This window comes from Sphingobium sp. 22B (assembly GCF_001580035.1).
Classification (GTDB): domain Bacteria; phylum Pseudomonadota; class Alphaproteobacteria; order Sphingomonadales; family Sphingomonadaceae; genus Sphingobium; species Sphingobium fuliginis.
In genome coordinates this window covers 109,948-130,288 of the sequence record NZ_LTAB01000001.1, presented here as the reverse complement: position 1 = coordinate 130,288, position 20,341 = coordinate 109,948, and the positions used below count along the sequence as shown (strand labels likewise).

The following is a 20,341-nucleotide window of genomic DNA, read 5'->3' as shown; positions in this document are numbered from 1 at the left end:
CGCCAACGCACGGTTTCACATTGCGACATTCAGCCTCCGTTCCCAAGGAGGCTCTCCCCAGGAGGCAAATCAGGGAACTGGCCGCGCCAGCGTGACGGCCCGCCTCCCGAACACATTGGTCCCAAACCGCCTTTGCAGATGAACCGCAACCAACGCTGCATACCTGCGTTGGCGAATGCCGTTTGGGCTGTGATAGATGCCCACCGCCTTCCAATAATTGCCGCTCATCTTGAGTGCGTCGAGAAAGATCCAGCGCGCCACCTCGGCGTTGAAACAGGGATCGAATCGCAGCCAGCGCCGGACTTCCCCCTCGCGTCGAGCTATGAGCGCGGCGATCCTCGGCACCCACCAACTGTTGATCTGGAGAGGCCCCAGGTCATGGCTTCCATCCCTGTTCAGAATTTCCGAGCCGATCCAACCGGCTTCCTGATCGCGCAATCCCCAGAGCGTCTTTTCAAGCCATAGCTGCCCACGCGCCGCTTGTCGGATGCAGCGCGCGACCTCGGGTTCTGGTGGCCGTGCCGCTGACGCCGCTTCGCACCATGACAACAGCATCAGGAGAAGCGGGATCAAACAGGCGCAGCGCCGATCAGCGATCCAGGCCACGGCCACCCTCCTGTCCCCGATCGCCTGCTCGCTGCTCGACCGCGTGGACGGCGTCGGCTCTTTCGCTCTCACGGCCTTTCAAAAAGGATTGCAGATGGCGGTCTAACGCCTCGAACGCCTTTTGCGCTCGATCGGCAAGGCGATCGGCCACACCCCTTTCCCTGAAGCCTTGGGCGCGAAGCTGCCGTTCAAGCTGGCGGTCAGCCCGCAAACGCCTTTCCTGTTCCTGGTCTTCCTTGAGCTGCTGGAGATGGCGCATATGACGAGCGGCTAGGCGATCACGATGGTCCCGTTCCAGGCGCCCGAGCCCTTCGAGGCTCGACGTCTTCTCTCCCGATCGCTGTTCAAGCTTCTCGACCAGTTTCTCGGGATTCTCGGTCCAGAGCTTCACGCCGTATTGGGCGCGGGTAATGGCCGTGTAAAAATTCTGCGCATTCACAAGCGGCGATCCGATCGGCGCAAGGACATAGACCCGGTCATAGGTCTTGGACTGTGCCGAATAGACGGTTTCGCTGTAGCCATGATCCCATGTCTTGTGCTTCGACAGATCGACCGTCTGCACCCGCTTGCCGCGATCCCAGCGGATCGTTGCCAAACTCCCCTCGATTTTCTCGACTGTCCCGCGCTCCGCATTTTTGAGCATGAGCTCTCTCGATGCGAGGCGCCACTGGATGCGGTCGCCTTCGCTCAGGTCCCTTTGCTCGTCCACGAACACATTGACCTGCGAGGATTTGGCCATGCGGGGATCCCAGAGATGGGTGCGTCCCCGCTCGTCCACCAGCCGGACGCGTTGCCGCCCCTGCGTGTCCCGCACCACCCCGACAACGCGATATTCGGCATCCCGCTCGAGGCCCGCCCCTGCCTGATCGCGGCTGAAGGTCACCACCTGGCCGCCCGAATAGAAGCGCGCCAGCCGCTTCTCCTGGTCGCTATGCCCGCCCGGCGTCAGGACCGAAAAACGGGTCTCCTCGGCCGCGACGACGCCTTCGCGCTGGAGAACCTCCCGGATCTTGCTGTTGACGATGAGGCGGGACGCATTGTCGAGAACGAGAATGTTGGTCGCGGCGCGGCTCCTGGGGCTGAGACGTGTCCACTCCGCGACCACGCCCTTGGCGAGGTCGGCGGCATCCTCGCCGCTCACCACCTTGTCGAGCCGACCGATCGAGGCGGCATAATTTTCTGCCCGAGCATGCGCGACAGCTTCCCGCATCGCCTCTGTTTGCTGCCTCCGCGACTCGGTAAGCTCGGCAGTCTGCATCCCTAATTTCTGCATGAGCCAGAAGGCCTTTCCCTGTTCGATCGCGCCCGTCTGCTTATTGTCACCCAGGAGAATGAGGCGCGCGCTGGTGGCCCGGCTGATCTCCAGCACTCGCAAGGCCTGGCGGTTTCCGAGCTGCCCTGCTTCATCGAGTACGAGCACATGGTTGCCGCTGATCCCATATCCACCGCCCGCCAGAAGGCTCGCCACGGTGCGGGACTCAACCTGCGCCTTCTCGCCCAATTCCGCCGCCGCGGAGGATGTCGGCGCCAGGGCGATGAAGGTGGTGCCCGGCAGCGCGGCGTCCTTCAGGGAGCGGATGAGCGTCGACTTGCCCGCTCCCGCGACGCCGTGAAGGCCCGTGACCCGGTCCCTCGATGTCGCCATGTCCACCAGCGCACGTTCCTGCTCCGGGGAAAGCCCCGCCTGTTCCAGCACGGGAAGCAGACGATCGGCGCTCGCCACAGGCCGACCATCCCCAACGGCAAGGGCAAGATGCATGGCAAGCGACTGCTCCAGACGCACCGTCCGGCGGCTCGTCCGGCCCCGCGTCAATATCTCGTCCCCTGTCTGTCCGCGGGTCGCGAGGAGCTTGCGCCTTTCCTCATGGGCCTCGATCAGAGGTCGGAGATCCTGAAACCGAACCTCCCCGACATGGGACGCCAGCCCAGTGGTAAAAAGTCGGCCAAGCGCGTTGACCGCCTCCTTTCCCTCAGACTGCTTGATCCCGAACAAGGCGGCACGCGCGGCATCGACCCGGTCGACCGGGACAGCATGTTCGCCCACTTGTTCGGCGCCTTGCCGCACGGCTTCGAGCGGCTTCTCATGGGGGCCCAGACGTCCACGCCATTGGATCAGCAGTTCGTCGATCCCGATCTTCACCTTCGCGCCGCGAGTGGCATAGAAAGACTGGCGGCGTGCCGCTTGCCCGGAAAGGCCATGCTGCTGGGCATGTTCGTTGATCTGTTGGGATCGCTGCGACATCTCCTCAATGAGGGTCTTGGGGACGCCCCTGATTTCGAAAAGACCCCGGCGCGGATCGAAGTCGATCTCATAGCCAAGCTCCCGCAGACCATGGGCGAGTTCATTGCGGTAGATCTGCCCGTTGGTCATCTGCACGGCATACATGGCCCGGGTCTCGAGGCTTGCCATCGGATCGCCCTCTTGCCCGTTCGTCATGTTGAGGACAACGACATGGGTGTGGAGATGGGGATCGAGTTCGCGGCTCGCATGCTCTGTAAACCGCGCCCAGAGCAGCCGGCCGGTCGTCTCATGGACGATCTTGCCCTCCTCCCGTTTCCTCAGCTGGGCATGCTCCTCAAGATAGGCGAGCGTCACATCGACCGCGCGTTCATGGAGCTGGACGATCCGCTCGTCGCCCATGGCCAGCGCCATCACCGAAACGGATTTGGGCGCGCTGATCGCGAAATCCCAGCCGGGATGATGCTCGATCCCCTCGGCCCGATGGCGGCCAAGCTGCTGGCCCGCGACCTTGCCGGCCAGCAGGGACCGAAAGGTTTCAGGATCGACATCGCCCGAAAGGTCGAGTTCGCCCGCCAGGTTGCCGCCCCAGGAGGAATGCTCGGCCTCGCCCTTCGTATAATAGTCCCCGATGGCATAATAGCGGGCGATATTGCCCGGCGAGCCCTTGAGGCGGCGCGGATGCATCATGCCGGCCTCGCATCGTTGCGGTCACCCGATGCGCGGCCATGCTGCCGGAGGCGAAAGCCGCTCGCCCGTCCCAGCAGCTTGGGAAGTCCACTGTCCACGTTTCCAGCGTCACCCTCCACAGGATCGGAAGATGGACCTTGCGGGCCGACCTCGTCCTGCGCGGGCGAGCCACTATCGTCCACTTCAAGAGGGAGTTCGGGCGCTTCCATTTTCTTCGGTCGGCGTCGCTTGGATGGCGATTCAGAAGGCTTGGACGCGGCCTCCCCTTCAGTTTCCGGGTCCAATCGAACGGGCGGCGCAAGCCGCTCGACGAACGCAGCCTGCGGACTGGGCAGAGCGTTGTAGCGATCGGTGAACCGCACCACGGGGAGGTTCCGTCCGAACCGTAGGTAGCCCGCAAGATTGGGAAGATTGGTGACCTCGGTATGCATCACCAGCGGACGGGTCACCTGCATTCGGGAGAGATTGACCCCATCCCGCATGTCGTTGACGCCATAGGACATGCCCTCATTGGCTTCGACCTGCTCGACCTGTCCGAGATTTTCCGAGACATGCTTGGCCGTGGGGGTGTCATTGGCCCTGAGCGCCACCCATGTCGAGCAATAGCCGGTGATCGCAGCGGCATCCTGAATGCCATAGGTTGCCTCGAGTTGCGGGTAGGACTGGAACCCCAAAATTCCACAGCCGCCATATTTGCGCGCGCGGGCGAGGAAGTCGCTCAAAGACGGCAGTTTCTGAAGGGTCGGGAGTTCGTCGATGACGCAATAGAGACGCCGCTTGCGGTCGGGCGGCAGGCTCATGATGGCGCTGATCGCAATGTCGAGCCAGACGGTAACAAGGGGCCGGAGGGAGGGAAGCTGGTCCGCCTTCACGGTGATGAAGAGCCAGCTGTCATCCTCCTCATTGGCGACCCAGTCCCGGATCGAAAAGCCGTCAGCGGTATCATCGAGATAGGAGAAGCTGCGCATGACTGAGGCCAGTTCAGCCCGAATCCCGGCCGACGTCCGGTCGCCTTCCATCGAAATGAAGGCGGCGGCGTCCGTCCCCTCGGCAAAGCTCGCCAGTGTCTTCAAGGGGCTGCGCAACACCGTTTCGAGCAACGCCGACACGAGCGTCCTTTCATACCGGGCAAGCTTGCGCAGGACCGCGACCAGCGTTCCACGCGCGGCTTTCGCCCAGAAGGGATCGCCGCCCTTTTCGGGGATCGTCGATTCCGCGATCTGGTCATAATGATAGTCGCGCGGGACATCGACCCAGGGCGACCAGCAGTCGGCGCGCTCGTCCAGCGGATTGAGCAGAATGTCGTGACCCGGCCGGTAGAATTTCTCGACAAAGGTGCCGGCCGTATCATAGACGATCGCCCGCTTGCCCTGCTTGCGCATGCCATCCAGCATCTTGACGATGATGTTGGTCTTGCCGGTTCCGGGGGCACCGCAGATCAGGATATGTTCGGGCTCGAAGGCATCGGGAACGGGCACGCCGCCGATCGCAAAGCTTCCCTTCCGGCTCCGCCATAACAGCCTCTGTAACTGCCGGGCCGTGCCGAAACGGGCGCCACGGAGGAACTGGTTAGAACCGAGGCCCTTCCCCGTCCGGGTGAAATAGAACCAGGCCCAGGCGAGCATCAGCAGGGCGAAGGCGCCCGCCAGAGCGGCGCCGTAAACCAGATGATGCTCCATCGCCTGCAGGGTCTTCTTGGCGATGCGGGAGCCAAGCAAAGCATCGGACGTCGTCCAATATTGCCGACCCGACGGCGTCCGAAACAGGACCGGCGCACCGCCGGGTACGTCGCTTTTGAGCGTCGCCTCGACGATCTTGACCGCCACAAACCGCTGATAGTCGGTGGACTTCTCCAGCACATACCAGATGGTTCCGCCGACCCAGATGGCGATGCCCGCCAGCAAGGTCTGGAAGAAAACCTGCGTCGTCATGCGGACATTGTGGACGATGGCCTGCCCGCCCCTCGTCCATGAACCGAGCGTGTCGTTCCGGAAGATGCTCATGATTGCATCTCCTCGGGATCGAGAAGGCCCCGTTCCAGGAGCAGGGCGCGGGCATCTTCCATCCCCTTCTCGAGGATATCGGGCCGACGCGCGCCGACGGATGCGGCGAGGATCGCGAAGACCTGGATGAGGGTCGCCTGCACCTCGTCGAAGCGGCCATGATAGCCCGCCGCGTCCATGCCTTCATAGCGGTTGAGGATGTCCCGGACATAGTCGGGGATGGTCGAGCCGGCCGCCTGAGCGCCGAAGACAAGGCGCCCGAAGAGCGCGTCCTTGAACCTTATGGTAATCCTGGGCAAGCGCCAAACTCCTGTTCGTCGCCTGGCCAATCGTGATGAAGCACGGCCCTTATATTCGAATTTCAGCCTGTTCTCAATTGATTACATGTAAGCAGGGCGGCAGCCACACGGTGCCATGGAAGATCAAGCACTTAGCCGAGCGCCCACGCCAAACGGCAGCCAAAGCGCGCCGGGCGGCGTCAATCAGTGCCATCAGGCGACGACGCGTATTCGCCCGGAAAACCGCGCAAATGCTGGCGATTCGCGCCCGCAGCACCCGTGCGTACGGTGCATTACAAAACGGCCTAGTGCCGTGCGTCCTGCCTTCGCTGCGGCTTGCCGCTGCGCCAGCCTCGACCGGGTACGGGCGTGGCTTCCCCGCAAGGGGATTTTCTACCCGGCCGCAAAAGCCGCGACCAGGAAAAAAAAGGGGGGCAAGCCCCCTCAGAACGGTGTCCAGCTCTCGCGTTCGACCAAGGTCTCGAGGCGGTTCTCGAGTTCCCACAGTTCCGTATGTATCTCGAAGCTATACTCCCATCGGTCCCATTCCCGTTCCTGCAGCGTCATCGCGCTCCAGTCGATCATCTCGGCATACATGTCGCGTCTGGCGAGGATCATTTCGAGATGCGAGCAGCGGCGCTCCATTTCCTGGATGGTCATATCGACGATGTTCATCTTGCGGCTCCTTCTTGCAATGAAGGCGCGCGCGGGTGGGCGAAGCAGAGAGGGTCAAGGATCGCGCAGCGACCGCGCAGCGGGCGACGGGGGTGCCGATTTTGTCGACGCCCAAGCGCAGCGCCGGGATCGGCAAAATTGGGGGAACCGTCGATCCTTGAGGCTCTCTGCTTCGTCCGCCATGCTGGGACTCATAAGAGAGAGTTTCCATATCGCGGCAGCAGCCTTCGGGCGCCCTCGATGGGCGCCAGGAGGCTTCCTATGACCGTGCCCCCAAGCGCTGCGCTACGAGATAGAAGCGATCATGGCCCTTGCCTTCCCAGCGTCTTTCGTCGATCATCCTGCCTGGCGGGCAGACCTTCCGAATAGTGAAGGATGACGCATGCCCAAAATGAATGAGCGTGAACGCCTTGCCGATCTCGAAGCAAGGGAACGCAAACTCGCGCAAGAAGTTCTGGATGCCCGCCGCGCTCTGCGCGGCAGATATGCCTCGATGATCGAAGATGTCCCCGTCGAGCAGCTGAGCGAGCGCGCCTTTCGCGATATTTTAGGTCACGCGATTCGCATCGGCGGCGACCGTGCGATGGAAGCCTTGCGCGCGATCGATGCGACCGAACCCGGCAATAAACCCACCGTAAAACCAACCCAAAGGGTTGTCCCGGCAGCGAGCACGGCGGAGCCGCGCGCAGCTGGCCAGGGTCAGCCTGGCTGACCCTGCATCGTTGCGCGACGGGCGCGGACGGAGGTCGCTTGCGGCCTTCGTCCGGGTCCCTGAGCGCGACGACCTTTCCCCCACTCGACAAAAAAAGAGGCGGCGGAGTCGCGCGCTCCACCGCCTCTTTTTCCTTTGCGCGACCTCTCCTATCGGGTTGCGCGATTTTGGTGCTGATCTGCGAGGGCGAAGAAATGCGCCGGAACCCCGAGCCTGCGCACCTCGCGTGCAAGATGGCTCTGCAGCCCCGACCCCTGGCACACTACCGCCTCTACCGGACGGAGCCGGAGCAGCTGTTCGTTCCGCGCGAACCCCGCCCGATTTCCGAGTTTCCGGTCGAGGCTGAAGGGGATGAGATGACACGCGTTACGCGCCGCCCAAGCCGCCGCGATCGCGTCGCACCCCTTATCCTGCCCTGTTGTCGCGAGAACCATCGTTGGCACCCGCTCCTTGATGCTATCGAGCGCCGCATATAGAAGCCGGTGATCCTCCCAGACCTGTCCGCCGGAGAAGATCACGACCGGCCCCTTGGGCGCGCGCGCATCAATGTGCCGCTTGCGTCGCGCCGCCAGGAAGTCGGTCGCCGCCAGCACCGATGCCGTCCGCTTGGAGGAGACCAGCGAAGCGCGCGGGGCTGACCAGGGCCGTCCGGTCTCGGCATGATAGGTCGCGGCGGCATAATCCCGCATGCACGCCAGCGCGTCCTGGGTCTCGTCGAGTGACTGGCAGAGCATCTGTGCCTCTTCCAGCTCGACGCTGCCAATCTCGCTCCCGTCATTCTGTTCGATGAGCCGACGGACGACCATCGCCGCCTTGTCCGCTTCCCCCTCGATCTGGCCAGCGACCTTGTGAAAGCTGTGCACGATCCCCCACGCGATCCGGTCCGCCATGGCTTCCAGCCGGGTATCGCGCAGGACGTCGAACAGGGTCGTGACCAGCAACTCGGTGGCGCGGGCGACCAGTTCGGCGTCGGGCATCGGCGCGCTCGTCACATCGTCCCCGGGCGTGATGCGGTAACCGTCGGTCGTTTCGATAAAGGTGTCGGCGAAGCGATCCAGCGCAGCGTCGCGGTCGGTCATGTCAGTCATCGGAACCTCCTTCATTCGCTCTTCAAGAGGTTTCCTCTTCGACACGGGCTCGCCTCGGCGGGGTCAAGGATCGTGGCGCAGCCACGACCGCGAAGCGGCGATGGGGGTCACGATTTTTTCTTGCGCGCGAGAAGGTGGCACGGGCGTACCGACGCCCGCCCGCGAGAAAAAATGGTGGGGCCCCGTCGTCCTTGAGGCCGCCGGGGTTTCCCGTGTAAACTCATCCCGCTTGTTGAGAGAAGAAGAGAGGCAGCCTCCATGGGGGCTCGATGCCCCCATGGAGGCTGGGTCCAGGCGCAGCATTCGCCCAACAGACCCGTAGCGGGCGGGATGCCCTCTCCCATTGGATAAAAAAAGGGACCGACAGTTGGGGTGCTGCCGATCCCCTGGAGGATATTCGTTTCGACCCGGCCGCGTCAGATCGGCGGGACATAGGCGTCATAAGGATCGCCTTCGGCCAGATGACCGAAGGGGGTCATCACATACTCGGGACCATCCCGGCCGACGGCACAGATAACGAAACGCGGTTCACCCGTTTGCGCATCCTGACATTCCATGAGGGCGAGATTGCCGTCCCCCGCCGCGCGCAGGAGGGTCTGGAAATTAGTGCGCAGATAGTCGGGAATAGCCATGTGCCGCCTCCCCTCGATTGCTCGCCTGACCGCGTTGCCGCGCCAGCACGGGGGTGTCGACAGCTTGGTCCGCGCGGTGGAAGGCGTGGATCGGAACATCAGCCTCCCGCAGCAACTGGTAGAGGTTCGCCTGCACGCCCGATCCTTCGCAAAGCAGCGCCTCGACGGGATTCAGTTCGAGAATTTTCCGGTTCCGTTTGAAAGCCGTTTTCCGCCCCGAGCCATACAGGCCGTAGACCACGACCGGGACGCCTATTTCCGTTCGCGCTGCCCAGGCTGCCGCGATCTGGTCGACACCCCGCCTTTGCCCGGTGGTGATGAGGGTCATGTGCGGGATGCGCGCCTTGATGAGGTCGAGCCGGTCCCAGATGAGTTTCCAGTCGTGCCAGTCGGCAGGGCCGGTCACGACGACGATCGGTCCCTGCGGCATATGCTTCTCGCGCGTGGCGAGGGTCCGTGCACGCAGGAAATCGAGCGCCGCGATCTGGCTCGCGCTTGATGCGGTCGACGCCCTGGTGCCGCGCGCGGGCGACCATGGCCATCCCGACAGGGCACGATACATTTCGGCGGCATAGTCGCGCATGCACTCGATCGCATGGCGCTGTTCCGCGACGGACTGGCAGAGAAGTTGCTTTTCCTCCAGAGAGGTCGTGTACACCTCGCTGACGTCCGGCTGACGGGCCAGGTCACCCACCTCCTCGGCAAGCCGGTCCTCCTGCCGTTCGAGCTTCCCGGCGACGAAGTGGAAGCTGTTGACGATGCCCCAGGCAATTTCCGGGGCAAGCGTCTCGAGCCGGGTATCGCAGAACAGGTCGAAGATGGCGGCGACAATCCCGCCGCATTCGGCCTGCACGGCGATGGGTTCGGGCATCTCATATTCGGCCGGTTCTTCACCCGGCGAGACAATCGAGAGACCAAGCGGGTCGCCAAAGGCTGCCTGGAATTCAGGGGTCGCGGTCATCTGGGCATAGAGGGTCGGCAGATCGGCAAAGCGATCGATGCTGCTGCGCGGGGCACTGGCCATGGCGCTGTCCTTTCACGGTTGAGAGACGGAAACTGGACGCAAAAAAGGCCGGGAAAGCGGATGCTCTCCCGGCCCATATTGGCTTCGCTGGATTCTCAGTAGGGAACCTCGTCGTCGAGATCATTCCTACCCATGAGCGAGCCATCGGCGCCGGCGGTGCTGTCGCCAAAGCCGCCGGACATCCCGCCGCCACTCATTTCGCGACGCGGGCTGCGCTGGCTGCCACCGAAGTCGTCGCGGTTCTCCCGCCGGCGCCAGGCGACCCGATAGCCTTCCTGATCCGAACCGAACAGGGCGATCGGCAGCGGTTCGGGGAGGCTCGGATCGTCCAGCGAACCCTGGAGGAAGCTCTCCCCGCTCACATTGGCGGTCGCTTCCCAAAGGGCGCCGATCTGGACCCAGCGCCCGCCCACATTGCGCGCGACGACTTCGAAGACGGGCGCACGCTCATTGGTGCTCTGGACGGGACGCAATCCCAACTTCGGCAAGTCCAGCAGACGGGTCGCGATATGTCCTTCCAGGCGGCCGTTCACGGGCTTGATTTCACCGATATTCATGACTTCAACTCCTTGGATAATGCCGCTCTCGACCATTCGAAAGCGACACCCTCCAAAATCCTCCTCCCCTCTGGTCCCTGCCTGCGCCCCAAGCCCTGCCCTCGCATGAGGGCACGACCTCACCGACGCCGCTCCCTCCCTCACCCCGCGCCTGTACGTGAGGGACGCGCGCCAGGGGCAAACATTTATGAAAGATCTGGAGCAGAAGGCGCGACGCCATGTGGCGCAAAGGCCAACGATTACCGGCGCCGCGTTTTTCAAAGCGCAAGCCAGTCATGGACCGAGCCAGGCGACATCAGCCCGGCAGAGGATATGCGTCCGTCAGTCCGGTCTACCGGTAAGGGCAATATGCGCAGAGCGCATATAGTGATGGAGTTCGACGCCGCCGGGCATCAGGTCGTCCGCCAGAGCCTTCATGTCGGAAAGATCCGACTCGGCCTTGAACGGTCCGTCCTCCTGGCTCTCGATCGTGAGAATACCGATGCACAGGGCCTTCTTGACCAGGTGCAGGTCGCGTCCTTGAAATTCGGCCATCGAGCGCTCCTCTGCCTCAACCGCACCCCACCTCATAAGGCTTTTCACGCCAACTTTCGACGATTTTCAGGCAGCCGCGAACCATCAGTGTGGAGCCGAAAACACGCCTGAAATGCGGGGTCAGATTTCCGGCAAGACGGGCTCCAGTTTGAGCCACTGCGCGAGAAACCGAAGTTCCGCGGCCAGTTCCTCATGCGTCTCTGCCGGGGCACCCAGTTCGAGATGGACGGACTGCACGAGCAGCCTTCCCGTCTTCCTGTCCGCCTTGAGATCGGTCCGCGCCACGATCCGGTCACCGAGCAGAAAAGCGAGATCATAATAGCCATGGGACCGCTTGTGCGCGGGGGTGTAGATGCCGATCCGATAATGGAAATCGAACAGTTTCTCAGTTCGGGATCGCTCCCAGATCAGGGGATCGAAGGGCGAGAGGAGCGCCCGCGCAGCTATCCGGCGTGGTGCCTGGGCATCGCGATGCAGGAACACCGCCTGCGAGATACCGTCCACCAACACAGGAATGAGCGTTCCTTCGTCCTTCAGATCCTGGATGGCATCGCGGGCCTCATCGGGCTTCAGCCGGAAATAGTCCCGCAGGTCGCCGGCGGTGGCGATACCGAGCGCGCGGGCGGATCGCTCGATGAGCGCCCGCTGGGCGTCGCGAGGCTCCGGTGTCGGGATGCCTAGGATGTCTGGCGGAATGACCCGCTCGGTCAGATCATAGACGCGCTCGAAGCTGCCGCGGCGGGTCGCCGTGGTGATGTGTCCGGCCCAGAAGAGCCATTCGAGCATCTGCTTGGCTTCGCCCCATTCCCACCATCCCGATCGATTGCGCGAACCCTCAAAGTCGGAAGCTGCCAGTGGACCGTCGCTCCAGAACCGGGCGAGCAGCGCTTCGGCTTCAATCCGACGTTCGCCGGCAAACAGGCGCAGGCCCTTCCATCCCGTCTCCCCCCGATCGGCGCGCGTCATCCGCCAGCGAAGCAAGGGGTGATAGTCCATCGGGAGAAGCGAAGCTTCATGCGCCCAATATTCAAACAGCCGACGGTCGCGGGCTTTCCCCCAGGCGGCCTGGTCAAGCCAGCCTGGATCATAACCGCCCAGGCGCGAATAGGCCGGCATATAGTGGGCCCGCGCCAAAACATTGACGCTGTCGATCTGGTGGAGCCCAAGGCGTTCGGTCGTCCGCCGCAAATGCGCCTTACCGACGTTCGTGGGCCGGGATCGGCCGAAACCCTGGGCGGCAAGGGCAATGCGCCGGGCCTCGCGAAGCGAAATGCTGTTCGTCATGTTGTCCGTTGCTAAACCAACGATGGAGACAATGACATCAGCGATCGGCAAGGTTGGACAGTGCTTGGCGGGAGGAGATCATCGACCTATCGAAGCTCGCATGAGTCGTCCCGACATGAGCCTCGCCGTCGTCGGCGCCATCCATGAGAATAAGGACCGCAGCAACCGGCTGTTCGAGATCAGGCTCTGTGTGCCGGGCGAAGCTGTCGATCTCGTACCCGAGCCAAAGAACCCGTTCGATCCGTCAGCCATCGCGGTCTGGAGCATGCGCGGCGTTCAGATTGGCTATCTGTCGGCCGAGCGCTGCGGCTGGATTGGGTCGCGCATGGCCCAGGGCGAGGAGATTCGCGCTATCTTCCAGGAAGCGACCAAAGGCGGCGCCATCATCCGCATCAGCTTCTCAGGGATTGATCCGGTCCTGCCCCCTGCGCGCCCGCGCGAACCAGAGCCGTGTCCCCATGATGATGAGACCGGCTTCTACCCAGACTATATCCCGCCTGACGATTAGCGCGCTGGCTGCAGGAATAACCATGAAAATGGTTGTTCCAGCGCTTTTTCCGCCGCTATTGCGGGCGCCTCACTTCTGAGAGGGATATCCAATGAACAATAGCGATCTGGCTGAAGCACTGGCCGCCGAGCATGACGTCACCAAGGCCGATGCCCGCAAGCTGGTCGACGCGGTCTTCGCGAATATCGCCGGCGCAGCAGCGAAGGGCGAAGAGATTTCACTGAACGGTTTCGGCAAGTTCAAAGTCAAGGATCAGCCCGCCCGCGAAGGCCGCAATCCCTCGACCGGCGCAACGATCCAGATTGCGGCGTCGAAGAAGCTTGCCTTCACGCCCGCCAAGGCGGTCAAGGATCAGTTGAACGGCTGATCGATCCGGCGCTCCGCGCGTGAAGCGCGGGGCGCCTCCTCGACGAGAGCGCCTTCGCCACCGCCAACGGCACCATGTCCAGTGCCAGCAAGAAATAGCAGCCCACTGCAGCGAGGAGCGATGCAAGATCGTGGCGGCGCCCTATATGCCATCGGCATGGACGACCTCACTCCGCTCTTCGCTCGCCTTGGCCGATCGGCATTCCGATCGCGTTTCCGGTTGAACGCGAAGGAACAGGCCTATCTAGCCGAGCGGGGCCTCGATACGATCCTCACCCATGCGGAAGAGTTCATCGCCCAGCGGCTGGCTCCCGAGCTACCGCTCAATGACGGCAAACAGACACCGATGCGCGGGCATCCGGTATTCGTCGCCCAGCATGCAACGGCGACCTGCTGCCGAACCTGCCTCTCCAAATGGCATGGTATCGCTGCCGACCAGAGGCTTAGTGCCCAGGACCAGCGCTATATCGTGGCGGTTATCAGGCACTGGCTGAGCGATCGCTATCAGTGACAGAAAAATGGCCCGATCATCGCTGGGATGATCGGGCCAGAAAGAAGCCTCGGTGGCCAGAGCCACGAGCCTTCGGGTCGCAGACATACGATAGGCTCAGGCGCAATCGCTGTCATACCCTGTTGGGGTGATCGCATTGGCAGACCGTCGCGGGAACTCCGCCTCGCAAGCCGCCTAAACCAGCCTGTTTTCCAGCTGCACCATCAAATCCATGCGCTCATGGAAAATGGCGACGATGAGCGCCGGCTCATCTCCCCGGGGCAAGCAGAAGACATAATGATGTTCGCAATGGGACATGCGAAGACCCGGATGGAGATCGCTCATATCCCTGGACGCGCCCTGGCCCGTTGCAAGACGCACGATACCGCGTTCCAGCTTGGTCATATAGGAGCGCACCTGTCCGTCGCCCCATTGCTTTTTTGTGTAACGGACGATCGCGCGCAAATCGTCCGCCGCGGCCGCGGTCAGGACATAGGGAGCGGTCAAGCGTGGCTGGCCTTGCCGAGTTCCTCGTCAACAATCGAACCGAAATCCTTGTCGGATATGCCGCCCGCCAGCCCTTGCGCGATTCGCTCGCCCAGGAGCGCCTTGAGCGCTTGCCAGGGTTCTTCATCACCTGCATCGACAGGGAAGAGGCGCTCGATCGCATATTGCTTGATCGTTTTGCCCTGCAACGCCGCCAGCGCCTTCAGGCTCTGATGCTGCTGCTCGGTAATATCTATCGTCAGGCGACTCATGGGGACCTCGCAATTTTCACCACAAACCCAGATTAGCACAAATGTGGGTTTGTGGTTACCTCACTCTCCGAGATTGGTCAGGCGCACCATATAATGCGGCGAGGGTCCCTGGCCGGGACCGAGGTACGACCGGCAAGCATCGACGATCCGTTCCCAGATGGGCGCGGGCATGTCCGAGTCGCTCCCTTCCCCGCTGAGGCTCGGATCGACCATGACGATCACATCCGACCATTCATCCGGCTCGCCGCCGCGATACCATGTGAATTTGGGCTGGGAGTTGCCGAGCCAGTCCTTGAACGCCGGGTCGCGGAAATATTCCGGCGCATTGATAAGCAGGCTCCGGCCGACCAGCGGCCGATCCGCTGGATCGGCCGCAGGCAGAGCTGCCGGCAAACCTGTCCTGCCGATCGGGCGCTCCAGCGCCACCTTTAAGGCCTCGCCGGTGGACTGGATATCGATCCTGTCGACAAAGATGACGCAGCGGCCGCCGCCGAATTCACCCGGCCGCGCCTGCGAGCAGGTGACCGCCCATTCAAAGCAGATCGGCGCCTTCGCGAGCGAGACCGGGCAGCATCGCCGGACAAGCTCGGCGATGGGCCAGGGCTGGAAATCGACCGTTCCCGATATCATGGGGGTCGAGACGGTCGGCTCCTCGAAACTATTTCCTCCGGTGAGCTCAGCCCCCAGGATCGGAAATTTCGGATCGTCGAATATGCCGAGGAGGCCGCTCCATGGGTCACTGCTCTGCGTCGACGGGAAGGCTTCGAGAAATTCCTTGCTCGGCGCGGGCGGCTCCAGTTCACAGTTCAGATCTTCGGCCGCGTTGAAAGCCTCCTCCAGCAACGCCATTTCGGCGTTGGTGCAGCAGAAGGTGAAGCAGGCGGAAAAATAGGTCTCAGCCATGGCATCTGCCTTTCTTGAGGGTCAGAAATGGGAAGGAGCGGCCGCAGCGCCGATCAAATAGCGCAGCTTCGCCCATGCGGCCTCCTCGCCTGCCCGGACGCCCCGGTTGAGGCCGCGGGCATAGAGGCGGAAGGCGATGGCGGCCATTTCAGGCGACGCCTCGGCCGGGATGAATTCGAGAAAATTCTCCGCGTCATCCCGAAGCTCCAGCATGCCGGTGTGTCCAGCGATGCGCGTGAGGGCCACGCGAGCGGAGGAATTGAGCTGCACGAGCCGCGCATTGAAGCGTTCGACGAGCGGATCGTCGGGAATGGTGATGGTCATGGGATCGCTCCTCATGAAAGTGGGAACGGGCATTGTCCAAGATGGCCAGTCGACCGGCGACATTATCGCGGAGCGCTGTGGTCGGAGGACAGCCATGCGACGGCTGCATCCTCGACCGAATGGGTCAGGAACAGCCCGAAGCAAAATTGCTGGAAGGTCCCATCGCTTCGCAATTCGGGCGTATCGAGTTTGGCGGCGAGGTCGATTTCGAACTGCTCGGGCGGCGTGACCTGTTCGGCTGGAACCCAGGTCGCGAGGTCGTCGCTCTCGGCGCCACAGAGATCGCAGGTGGTGCAATCAAAGATGCTCGTCACCTCCCATTGCTGGCTTTCGATTTCCCAGCGGACCGCGGCGTCCCGAACGATCGAATCCGATCCGCAGTGGGCGCAGACCGGCTTCAGCCGGCCCGCGCGCGGCGCCGGGTCGGGATCGTCCGGGTCGGGCGCGATATATTCGACGGTGAAGCTGAGCTCGGGAATCCGCACATCATGATAGGTGCTGGCCTGCGCGGCGGCATGGACCACAGCCGAGACATCGGCGCCGTCGGGCACTTCGACGTCGATGGTCTCGGTGGCATAGCATTCACCGGCGCTGAAATATTGGATGCGCACCGCAAAAAGGCGCGCGGAAACGGGCGTGGTCGCCATGATCATTCTCCGGAAAAAAATGTGAAAGGGTCCGGCACGGACGTCCGGCCAGACGAGGTCAGCAGGCGCGTTCCATCAGCTTGCGCGCCTTGGATTCGAGGTCGAGGCGGCCATCCTGATGCGGACGGCTGCGGGCGACCGCCGTGATGCCCTGCACAAAATCATAGACGGAAGCCGGAGGATGCCCCTCTTCGGCAAGGACGGTCGCGATGATCTTCCCGGTTTCGGCCTTCGAGAAACCCTCCTTGCGCAGGAAGGTCTCACGGTCCTCATCCTTGCGGGCGACGATCTTCGTGCGAGCGGCCGCGATGCCGTCGATGAAGGAGCGGGGCGAACTCTGGGCGAAATGTTCGAGCGCCGGGGCTGCTTCATGCGCGAAGCGATTGGCCGCGAATTTGGAGTGGCGGATGTTGATTTCCTGGAAATTTTCCACGCCCCAGAGGTTTCGATTCTGACACACGGCGCGAAGATAGAAAGTCGCTATTCCCAATGACTTGGAGCCAACTTCCGAGTTCCAGGTGTAAAATCCGCGAAAGTAGAGATCGGACTCTCCATTGGGCAATCGACCCGCTTCGATGGGGTGGAGATCGTCGACGAGAAAGAGGAAGACGTCACGATCCGATGCGTAGAGGGTCGTCGTGTCATGGGTGATGTCGACCATGGGGTTATAGGTCATCGCGCTCCAATCGAGGACGCCGGGTACCTTCCAGCGCGTGTCGCCCGTGCCGTTGCCCGCGATCTTCATCACCGCCGCGACGAGTTCGTGATCCCAGATCCGACCATAGTCGGGGCCGGTTACCGCGCGCAGTTCGCTGCGGCCATCGCTGGTCTGGAGCAGCTTCACATGTTCGCCCGAATGCGAGATCAGGCCATGCTGCAAATTGATGCCGGCGAGCGCGGCCGGGAGTTGGCGGAGATAGGCTGCCGGCGCGCCGACGAGGCTGCAAAGTTGGCCAAAGGACCAGTTGGTTGGCGCGATGGGCGCGTCATCGCCCGGCATCATCAGCGACAGGCGCTCGGGTTCATCGCTGCGCGCTTCGACCCGGACATTGCGGCTTTCCACGATGCGGGTGGTGGCGCGGTCGGCTCGGGTCCGAACGCTGTGGTACAGATCGCCGAGCGAGAGATAGCGCTCGTCCTGCGGGCGGCTGAACCATTCGGATGAGACGCGGGAGACATTCGTTCCGCGCGAGATATCCACCCGATACGGGCGCACACCCGCACGATCGGTTGCGGTGATGGCAGTCATGGGAACCTCCAGGGCTGGGGGGATGGGCAACACGCGCCGAGCTTCTGCCCTCGCCTATCGCCACTCCTCCCTTCCCCCTTCCCTCCTGACCGCCGTACGAAGCGCGGATCAGCGTTCGTTCGTTTCCACGGCGGGAATGTCGCTGATTTCGATCCTGGTCGGGTCAGCGCCCAGATATATGGTGATCATCCTGCCCTGCGGCACCAGCCACCGCAGATGTTTGGAGACAACCGTGCCGCAGCGGGTGATCAGCGCTTCATCCGCGTCGAGGAGCTGCTCGATGGCCAGTTGCCGCGCGTCGAGCAGAAATTGATCGTGTTGGGTGTCCCAGCTGTCGGCGTCGCCATCCCGATGGGCCTCGAAGCAGATGGCTTCCAGCAGGTCGGTCAGGACATCGACATCGATCGTGCAAGCCCGCATCAGAAAAATCGCGGCGTCCTCGATCTCGAAGTCGAGGCAGCTGTCATAGGAGATGAACAGATCGGCGGCCAAGCGGACGGTCTTTTTCGCGTCATCAGCGGTCGTGATATGCAACAGCGCCGTAATGCTATCCGCGCGTCCAGATTTGAGATCAGGCCGATCATCGGTCTCGTCGAACAGATGCTCCTTGCCATCCTGAACGATCAGGAATTCGCAATCTTCGATTTTTGGCAGGGCGTCATACCAGGCATAGCCTGCGAACCCCGGTTCCGGTTCAACGAGCGGCGTGGAAAATTCGGGGTTGGCTTCAAGCGCGCGCGACAGACACTGGGCAAAGTTGGGACTATGGCAGGGCGTGACGAGCGCGCCCTTCGCGTCAATCAGTCGGGCGGTCCCGGACCGCGTACATTCGCCGGTCATCGGAGACCATTGCCGAAGCCGAGGCCGGGCTTCGGGCAATAGGACGCCGCGCTCCTTCGCCTGCAACCAGTCCTTATGCGAAAGGCAATGGCCGTCGCGTTTCGAGATGGCCTTGAAGATCGCCGTCATGGCGGCGGAGCGCAATGCCTCCAGCCCTGCATTCTCGATGATTTCCTTGCGGGCCGGGAGCACCAGCTGGAGCTGCGGGGCATCAATGATGTCGATCCCCACCGACCATTGGTCCTCGCGCTGACATTCGATCAGGCTGGGCAGCCGGCAGGGGACAGTGACCCCATGGAAGTTGATCCGAGGGACTTGGTCGGAAGCTGTCCTTCCGCGGAACACGCCGATGCGGCACCCAAGGGCAGTTTCGATATGCTCGGCCTCCGCCAGCCAGTCCGTCCGATCGATGGCCTGGCCGGTAATGGCGGGCGGCAGCGGCGACCGAATAGGACAAGGCCTTTTCCCAGGCGGGGCATAGCTCGACGCGTATCTCGGTCCCCGAAGCGATGGCACTGGTGCCCACGGCAATCGGCGCGCTGGCTTCCCAGTCATCGGGGCCGATCACCATCGTCCAGCCGGTGGCATGGCGCGGCGACCAGGATCGGATCTCGACATATCGGCCCGCCAGGCTGAACATGCCCATGCCGGCGGGGTCTTCCCGGCGGGCGACATCGTCGTCCCAGCCGGACTGGCCCAGCGTGATCAAATGGGCCGGATCATCGATTCCGGTGCCGTCATCGGCAACGCACAGGAGCGTCCGGCCGCCCTCCGTCATGGTGCTGATGGAAATCTGCGTGGCCGCTCCGCGTCGTCCGTTCTGGAACAGCTCGTTCAGAACATCGAGTAGCGTCCCATTGAATAGCCTGGTGATCCTGGTGATCGCACCCTGCGAAACGGAAGTGGAAACGGTGGTTGAAAGGGTCATGATGGGTCTCCCAAAGAGCACAGCGATCCATGGCTGCGCTCATCCCCTTCCCCCTCCTCTTCCTGTCACCCGATCACGGTCCCGGCAGGAGCGGTCCGGCGGGCGGCCGTGATATCCATTCCATCACCCCTTCTCGGCGGGAGGCGTGGGATCGATGGTCAGCGGCGGCACGATTCGGTTGGCAAAGACATAATGCGCTTCGATCGCGTCGAGCGATCCCAGCCGCTGAATCTCCTCCATTGAGAAGAGGATCTCGTTATCGTCCGTCGCGAGGAAATGTCTCGGTTCGCTCGTGCCGTCGTAAACGACCCGCTCCGGTCCAAAACTGCTTCGGCAGCTGCCAGACCAGCGGGCGAATGGCAGACCATGAACCCGGCAGAATGTTTCGAGCGCATCGAACATGCCCCAGGCGATTTCATGCCCGCAAAGGAAGAGCACCTCGCCCCCGACGATGTCCTCATCGAGAAACGGGCCGCTGTCCCAGTCGCGGCCCGCTCCGTCGTGCCTGATCGCGGCGAACAATTCGCCGATGAGAAAGGATGGAAGGACGCCACCGATCGATATCGTGACGCTGGCTCGGTCAGCCATGGCAAAGCTCCTGTTGCAAAGGAATGGAAGAGGCCCCGACTGACGCGAGATCACTGCACGATCATCAGGCGGCGGCTGCCCCGATCAGGAACCGTAGCTTCGCCCAGGCAGCGTCTGCGCCAGCTTGGACGCCGGAGGTCACACCCCGGCCGTAGAGGCAATAGGCCAGGGCCACCATCTCGGACGAAACCGCGAGAGGCAGCTCGGTGATGAAACGCCCCTCGTCGGCGATCAGGGCCAGGATTTGCGGGCATCCCCCCTCGCTCGCGACCTTGGCGTCTTCAAGAGCAAAGAGGGCGACATGCGCCGTGCATCCCCGTTCGGCGAGGTCGCGGTTGAACTGGGCGATGGTCGTTTCATCGTTCAGGGGGTCGGTCATGAGGCATCTTTCAAAAAGGCGCCGATGATCCTTTTCACC

General features: G+C 62.8%; 25 protein-coding genes. 4 read left to right on the top strand and 21 right to left on the bottom strand.

From position 1 onward, the window contains the following. Positions 1 to 69 precede the first annotated feature (69 nt). The 5 genes from A0J57_RS00595 to A0J57_RS00575 all read right to left on the bottom strand — a co-directional run bounded on the left by A0J57_RS00595 (position 70) and on the right by A0J57_RS00575 (position 6,491). Complete coding sequence (locus A0J57_RS00595) at positions 70 to 612, bottom strand: lytic transglycosylase domain-containing protein (protein WP_082718609.1); 543 nt, start codon at positions 610 to 612, stop codon at positions 70 to 72. Next, positions 590 to 3,535 (bottom strand): MobF family relaxase, encoded by a 2,946-nt coding sequence (gene mobF, locus A0J57_RS00590; protein WP_044662185.1) that lies wholly within the window; start codon positions 3,533 to 3,535, stop codon positions 590 to 592. Before mobF ends, A0J57_RS00595 begins: the two co-directional genes overlap by 23 nt. Next, positions 3,532 to 5,538 (bottom strand): type IV secretion system DNA-binding domain-containing protein, encoded by a 2,007-nt coding sequence (locus tag A0J57_RS00585; protein ID WP_044662184.1) that lies wholly within the window; start codon positions 5,536 to 5,538, stop codon positions 3,532 to 3,534. Before A0J57_RS00585 ends, mobF begins: the two co-directional genes overlap by 4 nt. Further along, positions 5,535 to 5,837: a hypothetical protein gene (locus tag A0J57_RS00580; RefSeq protein WP_044662183.1), complete on the bottom strand. Its 303-nt coding sequence runs from the start codon at positions 5,835 to 5,837 to the stop codon at positions 5,535 to 5,537. The genes A0J57_RS00585 and A0J57_RS00580 overlap by 4 nt, the downstream gene beginning before the upstream one ends. Positions 5,838 to 6,260: 423 nt before the next feature. After that, positions 6,261 to 6,491 (bottom strand): hypothetical protein, encoded by a 231-nt coding sequence (locus A0J57_RS00575; RefSeq protein WP_044662182.1) that lies wholly within the window; start codon positions 6,489 to 6,491, stop codon positions 6,261 to 6,263. Between the two features lie 382 nt (positions 6,492 to 6,873). Between A0J57_RS00575 and A0J57_RS00570 the strand changes: the two genes are divergently transcribed. Then, positions 6,874 to 7,203, top strand: coding sequence for a hypothetical protein (locus A0J57_RS00570; protein WP_061934575.1), 330 nt, complete (start codon positions 6,874 to 6,876; stop codon positions 7,201 to 7,203). A gap of 149 nt (positions 7,204 to 7,352) precedes the next feature. Here A0J57_RS00570 and A0J57_RS00565 read toward each other — a convergent pair whose 3' ends face one another. From A0J57_RS00565 to A0J57_RS00540, 6 genes are all read right to left on the bottom strand, one after another. Further along, positions 7,353 to 8,282 carry a DUF2493 domain-containing protein gene (locus A0J57_RS00565; RefSeq protein WP_044663139.1) on the bottom strand — a complete coding sequence of 310 codons (930 nt, stop codon included), beginning with the start codon at positions 8,280 to 8,282 and terminating at the stop codon, positions 7,353 to 7,355. Between the two features lie 425 nt (positions 8,283 to 8,707). After that, positions 8,708 to 8,923: a DUF6117 family protein gene (locus tag A0J57_RS00560; protein ID WP_037543859.1), complete on the bottom strand. Its 216-nt coding sequence runs from the start codon at positions 8,921 to 8,923 to the stop codon at positions 8,708 to 8,710. Beyond that, complete coding sequence (locus A0J57_RS00555; RefSeq protein WP_044662181.1) at positions 8,895 to 9,947, bottom strand: DUF2493 domain-containing protein; 1,053 nt, start codon at positions 9,945 to 9,947, stop codon at positions 8,895 to 8,897. The genes A0J57_RS00560 and A0J57_RS00555 overlap by 29 nt, the downstream gene beginning before the upstream one ends. A 95-nt stretch (positions 9,948 to 10,042) precedes the next feature. After that, positions 10,043 to 10,504 (bottom strand): DUF736 domain-containing protein, encoded by a 462-nt coding sequence (locus A0J57_RS00550; RefSeq protein WP_037544061.1) that lies wholly within the window; start codon positions 10,502 to 10,504, stop codon positions 10,043 to 10,045. Between the two features lie 321 nt (positions 10,505 to 10,825). Beyond that, a complete protein-coding gene (locus A0J57_RS00545) occupies positions 10,826 to 11,038 on the bottom strand; it encodes a hypothetical protein (RefSeq protein WP_044663138.1) in 213 nt (70 codons plus the stop codon). A 120-nt stretch (positions 11,039 to 11,158) separates the two neighbouring features. Beyond that, positions 11,159 to 12,322, bottom strand: a complete 1,164-nt coding sequence (locus A0J57_RS00540; RefSeq protein ID WP_044662180.1) for a winged helix-turn-helix domain-containing protein — start codon at positions 12,320 to 12,322, stop codon at positions 11,159 to 11,161. 115 nt (positions 12,323 to 12,437) lie between these two features. On the opposite strand from A0J57_RS00540, the gene A0J57_RS00535 reads away from it, so the two are divergent. The 3 genes from A0J57_RS00535 (at position 12,438) to A0J57_RS00525 (ending at position 13,707) form a co-directional block, all read left to right on the top strand. Then, entirely contained in the window at positions 12,438 to 12,830 is a 393-nt protein-coding gene (locus A0J57_RS00535; protein WP_101756454.1) for an HIRAN domain-containing protein, read from the top strand. A 91-nt stretch (positions 12,831 to 12,921) separates the two neighbouring features. Beyond that, complete coding sequence (locus tag A0J57_RS00530) at positions 12,922 to 13,197, top strand: HU family DNA-binding protein (protein ID WP_044662178.1); 276 nt, start codon at positions 12,922 to 12,924, stop codon at positions 13,195 to 13,197. A gap of 120 nt (positions 13,198 to 13,317) precedes the next feature. After that, positions 13,318 to 13,707 carry a DUF4186 domain-containing protein gene (locus A0J57_RS00525; protein WP_235600729.1) on the top strand — a complete coding sequence of 130 codons (390 nt, stop codon included), beginning with the start codon at positions 13,318 to 13,320 and terminating at the stop codon, positions 13,705 to 13,707. Between the two features lie 174 nt (positions 13,708 to 13,881). Here the strand turns inward: A0J57_RS00525 and A0J57_RS00520 are convergent, their stop codons facing one another. The 10 genes from A0J57_RS00520 to A0J57_RS26475 form a co-directional block, all read right to left on the bottom strand. After that, entirely contained in the window at positions 13,882 to 14,193 is a 312-nt protein-coding gene (locus A0J57_RS00520; protein ID WP_044662177.1) for a type II toxin-antitoxin system RelE/ParE family toxin, read from the bottom strand. Further along, positions 14,190 to 14,444 carry an antitoxin gene (locus tag A0J57_RS00515; RefSeq protein ID WP_044662176.1) on the bottom strand — a complete coding sequence of 85 codons (255 nt, stop codon included), beginning with the start codon at positions 14,442 to 14,444 and terminating at the stop codon, positions 14,190 to 14,192. The genes A0J57_RS00520 and A0J57_RS00515 overlap by 4 nt, the downstream gene beginning before the upstream one ends. 60 nt (positions 14,445 to 14,504) lie before the next feature. Further along, positions 14,505 to 15,347: a hypothetical protein gene (locus A0J57_RS00510; protein WP_044662175.1), complete on the bottom strand. Its 843-nt coding sequence runs from the start codon at positions 15,345 to 15,347 to the stop codon at positions 14,505 to 14,507. A gap of 21 nt (positions 15,348 to 15,368) precedes the next feature. Next, positions 15,369 to 15,671: a hypothetical protein gene (locus tag A0J57_RS00505; protein ID WP_235600727.1), complete on the bottom strand. Its 303-nt coding sequence runs from the start codon at positions 15,669 to 15,671 to the stop codon at positions 15,369 to 15,371. A 62-nt stretch (positions 15,672 to 15,733) separates the two neighbouring features. Beyond that, entirely contained in the window at positions 15,734 to 16,318 is a 585-nt protein-coding gene (locus A0J57_RS00500) for a hypothetical protein (protein WP_044662174.1), read from the bottom strand. 58 nt (positions 16,319 to 16,376) lie between these two features. Then, a complete protein-coding gene (locus A0J57_RS00495) occupies positions 16,377 to 17,567 on the bottom strand; it encodes a hypothetical protein (protein WP_044662173.1) in 1,191 nt (396 codons plus the stop codon). A gap of 108 nt (positions 17,568 to 17,675) precedes the next feature. Further along, positions 17,676 to 18,638: a hypothetical protein gene (locus A0J57_RS25105; RefSeq protein ID WP_052628231.1), complete on the bottom strand. Its 963-nt coding sequence runs from the start codon at positions 18,636 to 18,638 to the stop codon at positions 17,676 to 17,678. After that, on the bottom strand, positions 18,619 to 19,335 hold the full coding sequence (locus A0J57_RS25100) for an ATP-binding protein (protein ID WP_052628230.1): 717 nt from the start codon (positions 19,333 to 19,335) through the stop codon (positions 18,619 to 18,621). Before A0J57_RS25100 ends, A0J57_RS25105 begins: the two co-directional genes overlap by 20 nt. 123 nt (positions 19,336 to 19,458) lie before the next feature. After that, positions 19,459 to 19,923 (bottom strand): hypothetical protein, encoded by a 465-nt coding sequence (locus tag A0J57_RS00480; RefSeq protein ID WP_044662172.1) that lies wholly within the window; start codon positions 19,921 to 19,923, stop codon positions 19,459 to 19,461. A 64-nt stretch (positions 19,924 to 19,987) separates the two neighbouring features. Beyond that, on the bottom strand, positions 19,988 to 20,302 hold the full coding sequence (locus A0J57_RS26475; RefSeq protein ID WP_197565229.1) for a hypothetical protein: 315 nt from the start codon (positions 20,300 to 20,302) through the stop codon (positions 19,988 to 19,990). Positions 20,303 to 20,341 lie beyond the last annotated feature (39 nt).

Coding starts and splice junctions, on each gene's coding strand:
- mobF (WP_044662185.1), bottom strand. CDS start 3,535: ATGATGCATCCGCGCCGCCTCAAGGGCTCGCCGGGCAATATCGCCCGC.
- A0J57_RS00585 (WP_044662184.1), bottom strand. CDS start 5,538: ATGAGCATCTTCCGGAACGACACGCTCGGTTCATGGACGAGGGGCGGG.
- A0J57_RS00575 (WP_044662182.1), bottom strand. CDS start 6,491: ATGAACATCGTCGATATGACCATCCAGGAAATGGAGCGCCGCTGCTCG.
- A0J57_RS00570 (WP_061934575.1), top strand. CDS start 6,874: ATGCCCAAAATGAATGAGCGTGAACGCCTTGCCGATCTCGAAGCAAGG.
- A0J57_RS00565 (WP_044663139.1), bottom strand. CDS start 8,282: ATGACCGACCGCGACGCTGCGCTGGATCGCTTCGCCGACACCTTTATC.
- A0J57_RS00560 (WP_037543859.1), bottom strand. CDS start 8,923: ATGGCTATTCCCGACTATCTGCGCACTAATTTCCAGACCCTCCTGCGC.
- A0J57_RS00555 (WP_044662181.1), bottom strand. CDS start 9,947: ATGGCCAGTGCCCCGCGCAGCAGCATCGATCGCTTTGCCGATCTGCCG.
- A0J57_RS00550 (WP_037544061.1), bottom strand. CDS start 10,504: ATGAATATCGGTGAAATCAAGCCCGTGAACGGCCGCCTGGAAGGACAT.
- A0J57_RS00545 (WP_044663138.1), bottom strand. CDS start 11,038: ATGGCCGAATTTCAAGGACGCGACCTGCACCTGGTCAAGAAGGCCCTG.
- A0J57_RS00540 (WP_044662180.1), bottom strand. CDS start 12,322: ATGACGAACAGCATTTCGCTTCGCGAGGCCCGGCGCATTGCCCTTGCC.
- A0J57_RS00535 (WP_101756454.1), top strand. CDS start 12,438: ATGAGCCTCGCCGTCGTCGGCGCCATCCATGAGAATAAGGACCGCAGC.
- A0J57_RS00530 (WP_044662178.1), top strand. CDS start 12,922: ATGAACAATAGCGATCTGGCTGAAGCACTGGCCGCCGAGCATGACGTC.
- A0J57_RS00525 (WP_235600729.1), top strand. CDS start 13,318: ATGCAAGATCGTGGCGGCGCCCTATATGCCATCGGCATGGACGACCTC.
- A0J57_RS00515 (WP_044662176.1), bottom strand. CDS start 14,444: ATGAGTCGCCTGACGATAGATATTACCGAGCAGCAGCATCAGAGCCTG.
- A0J57_RS00510 (WP_044662175.1), bottom strand. CDS start 15,347: ATGGCTGAGACCTATTTTTCCGCCTGCTTCACCTTCTGCTGCACCAAC.
- A0J57_RS00505 (WP_235600727.1), bottom strand. CDS start 15,671: ATGACCATCACCATTCCCGACGATCCGCTCGTCGAACGCTTCAATGCG.
- A0J57_RS00500 (WP_044662174.1), bottom strand. CDS start 16,318: ATGGCGACCACGCCCGTTTCCGCGCGCCTTTTTGCGGTGCGCATCCAA.
- A0J57_RS00495 (WP_044662173.1), bottom strand. CDS start 17,567: ATGACTGCCATCACCGCAACCGATCGTGCGGGTGTGCGCCCGTATCGG.
- A0J57_RS25100 (WP_052628230.1), bottom strand. CDS start 19,335: ATGACCCTTTCAACCACCGTTTCCACTTCCGTTTCGCAGGGTGCGATC.
- A0J57_RS00480 (WP_044662172.1), bottom strand. CDS start 19,923: ATGGCTGACCGAGCCAGCGTCACGATATCGATCGGTGGCGTCCTTCCA.
- A0J57_RS26475 (WP_197565229.1), bottom strand. CDS start 20,302: ATGACCGACCCCCTGAACGATGAAACGACCATCGCCCAGTTCAACCGC.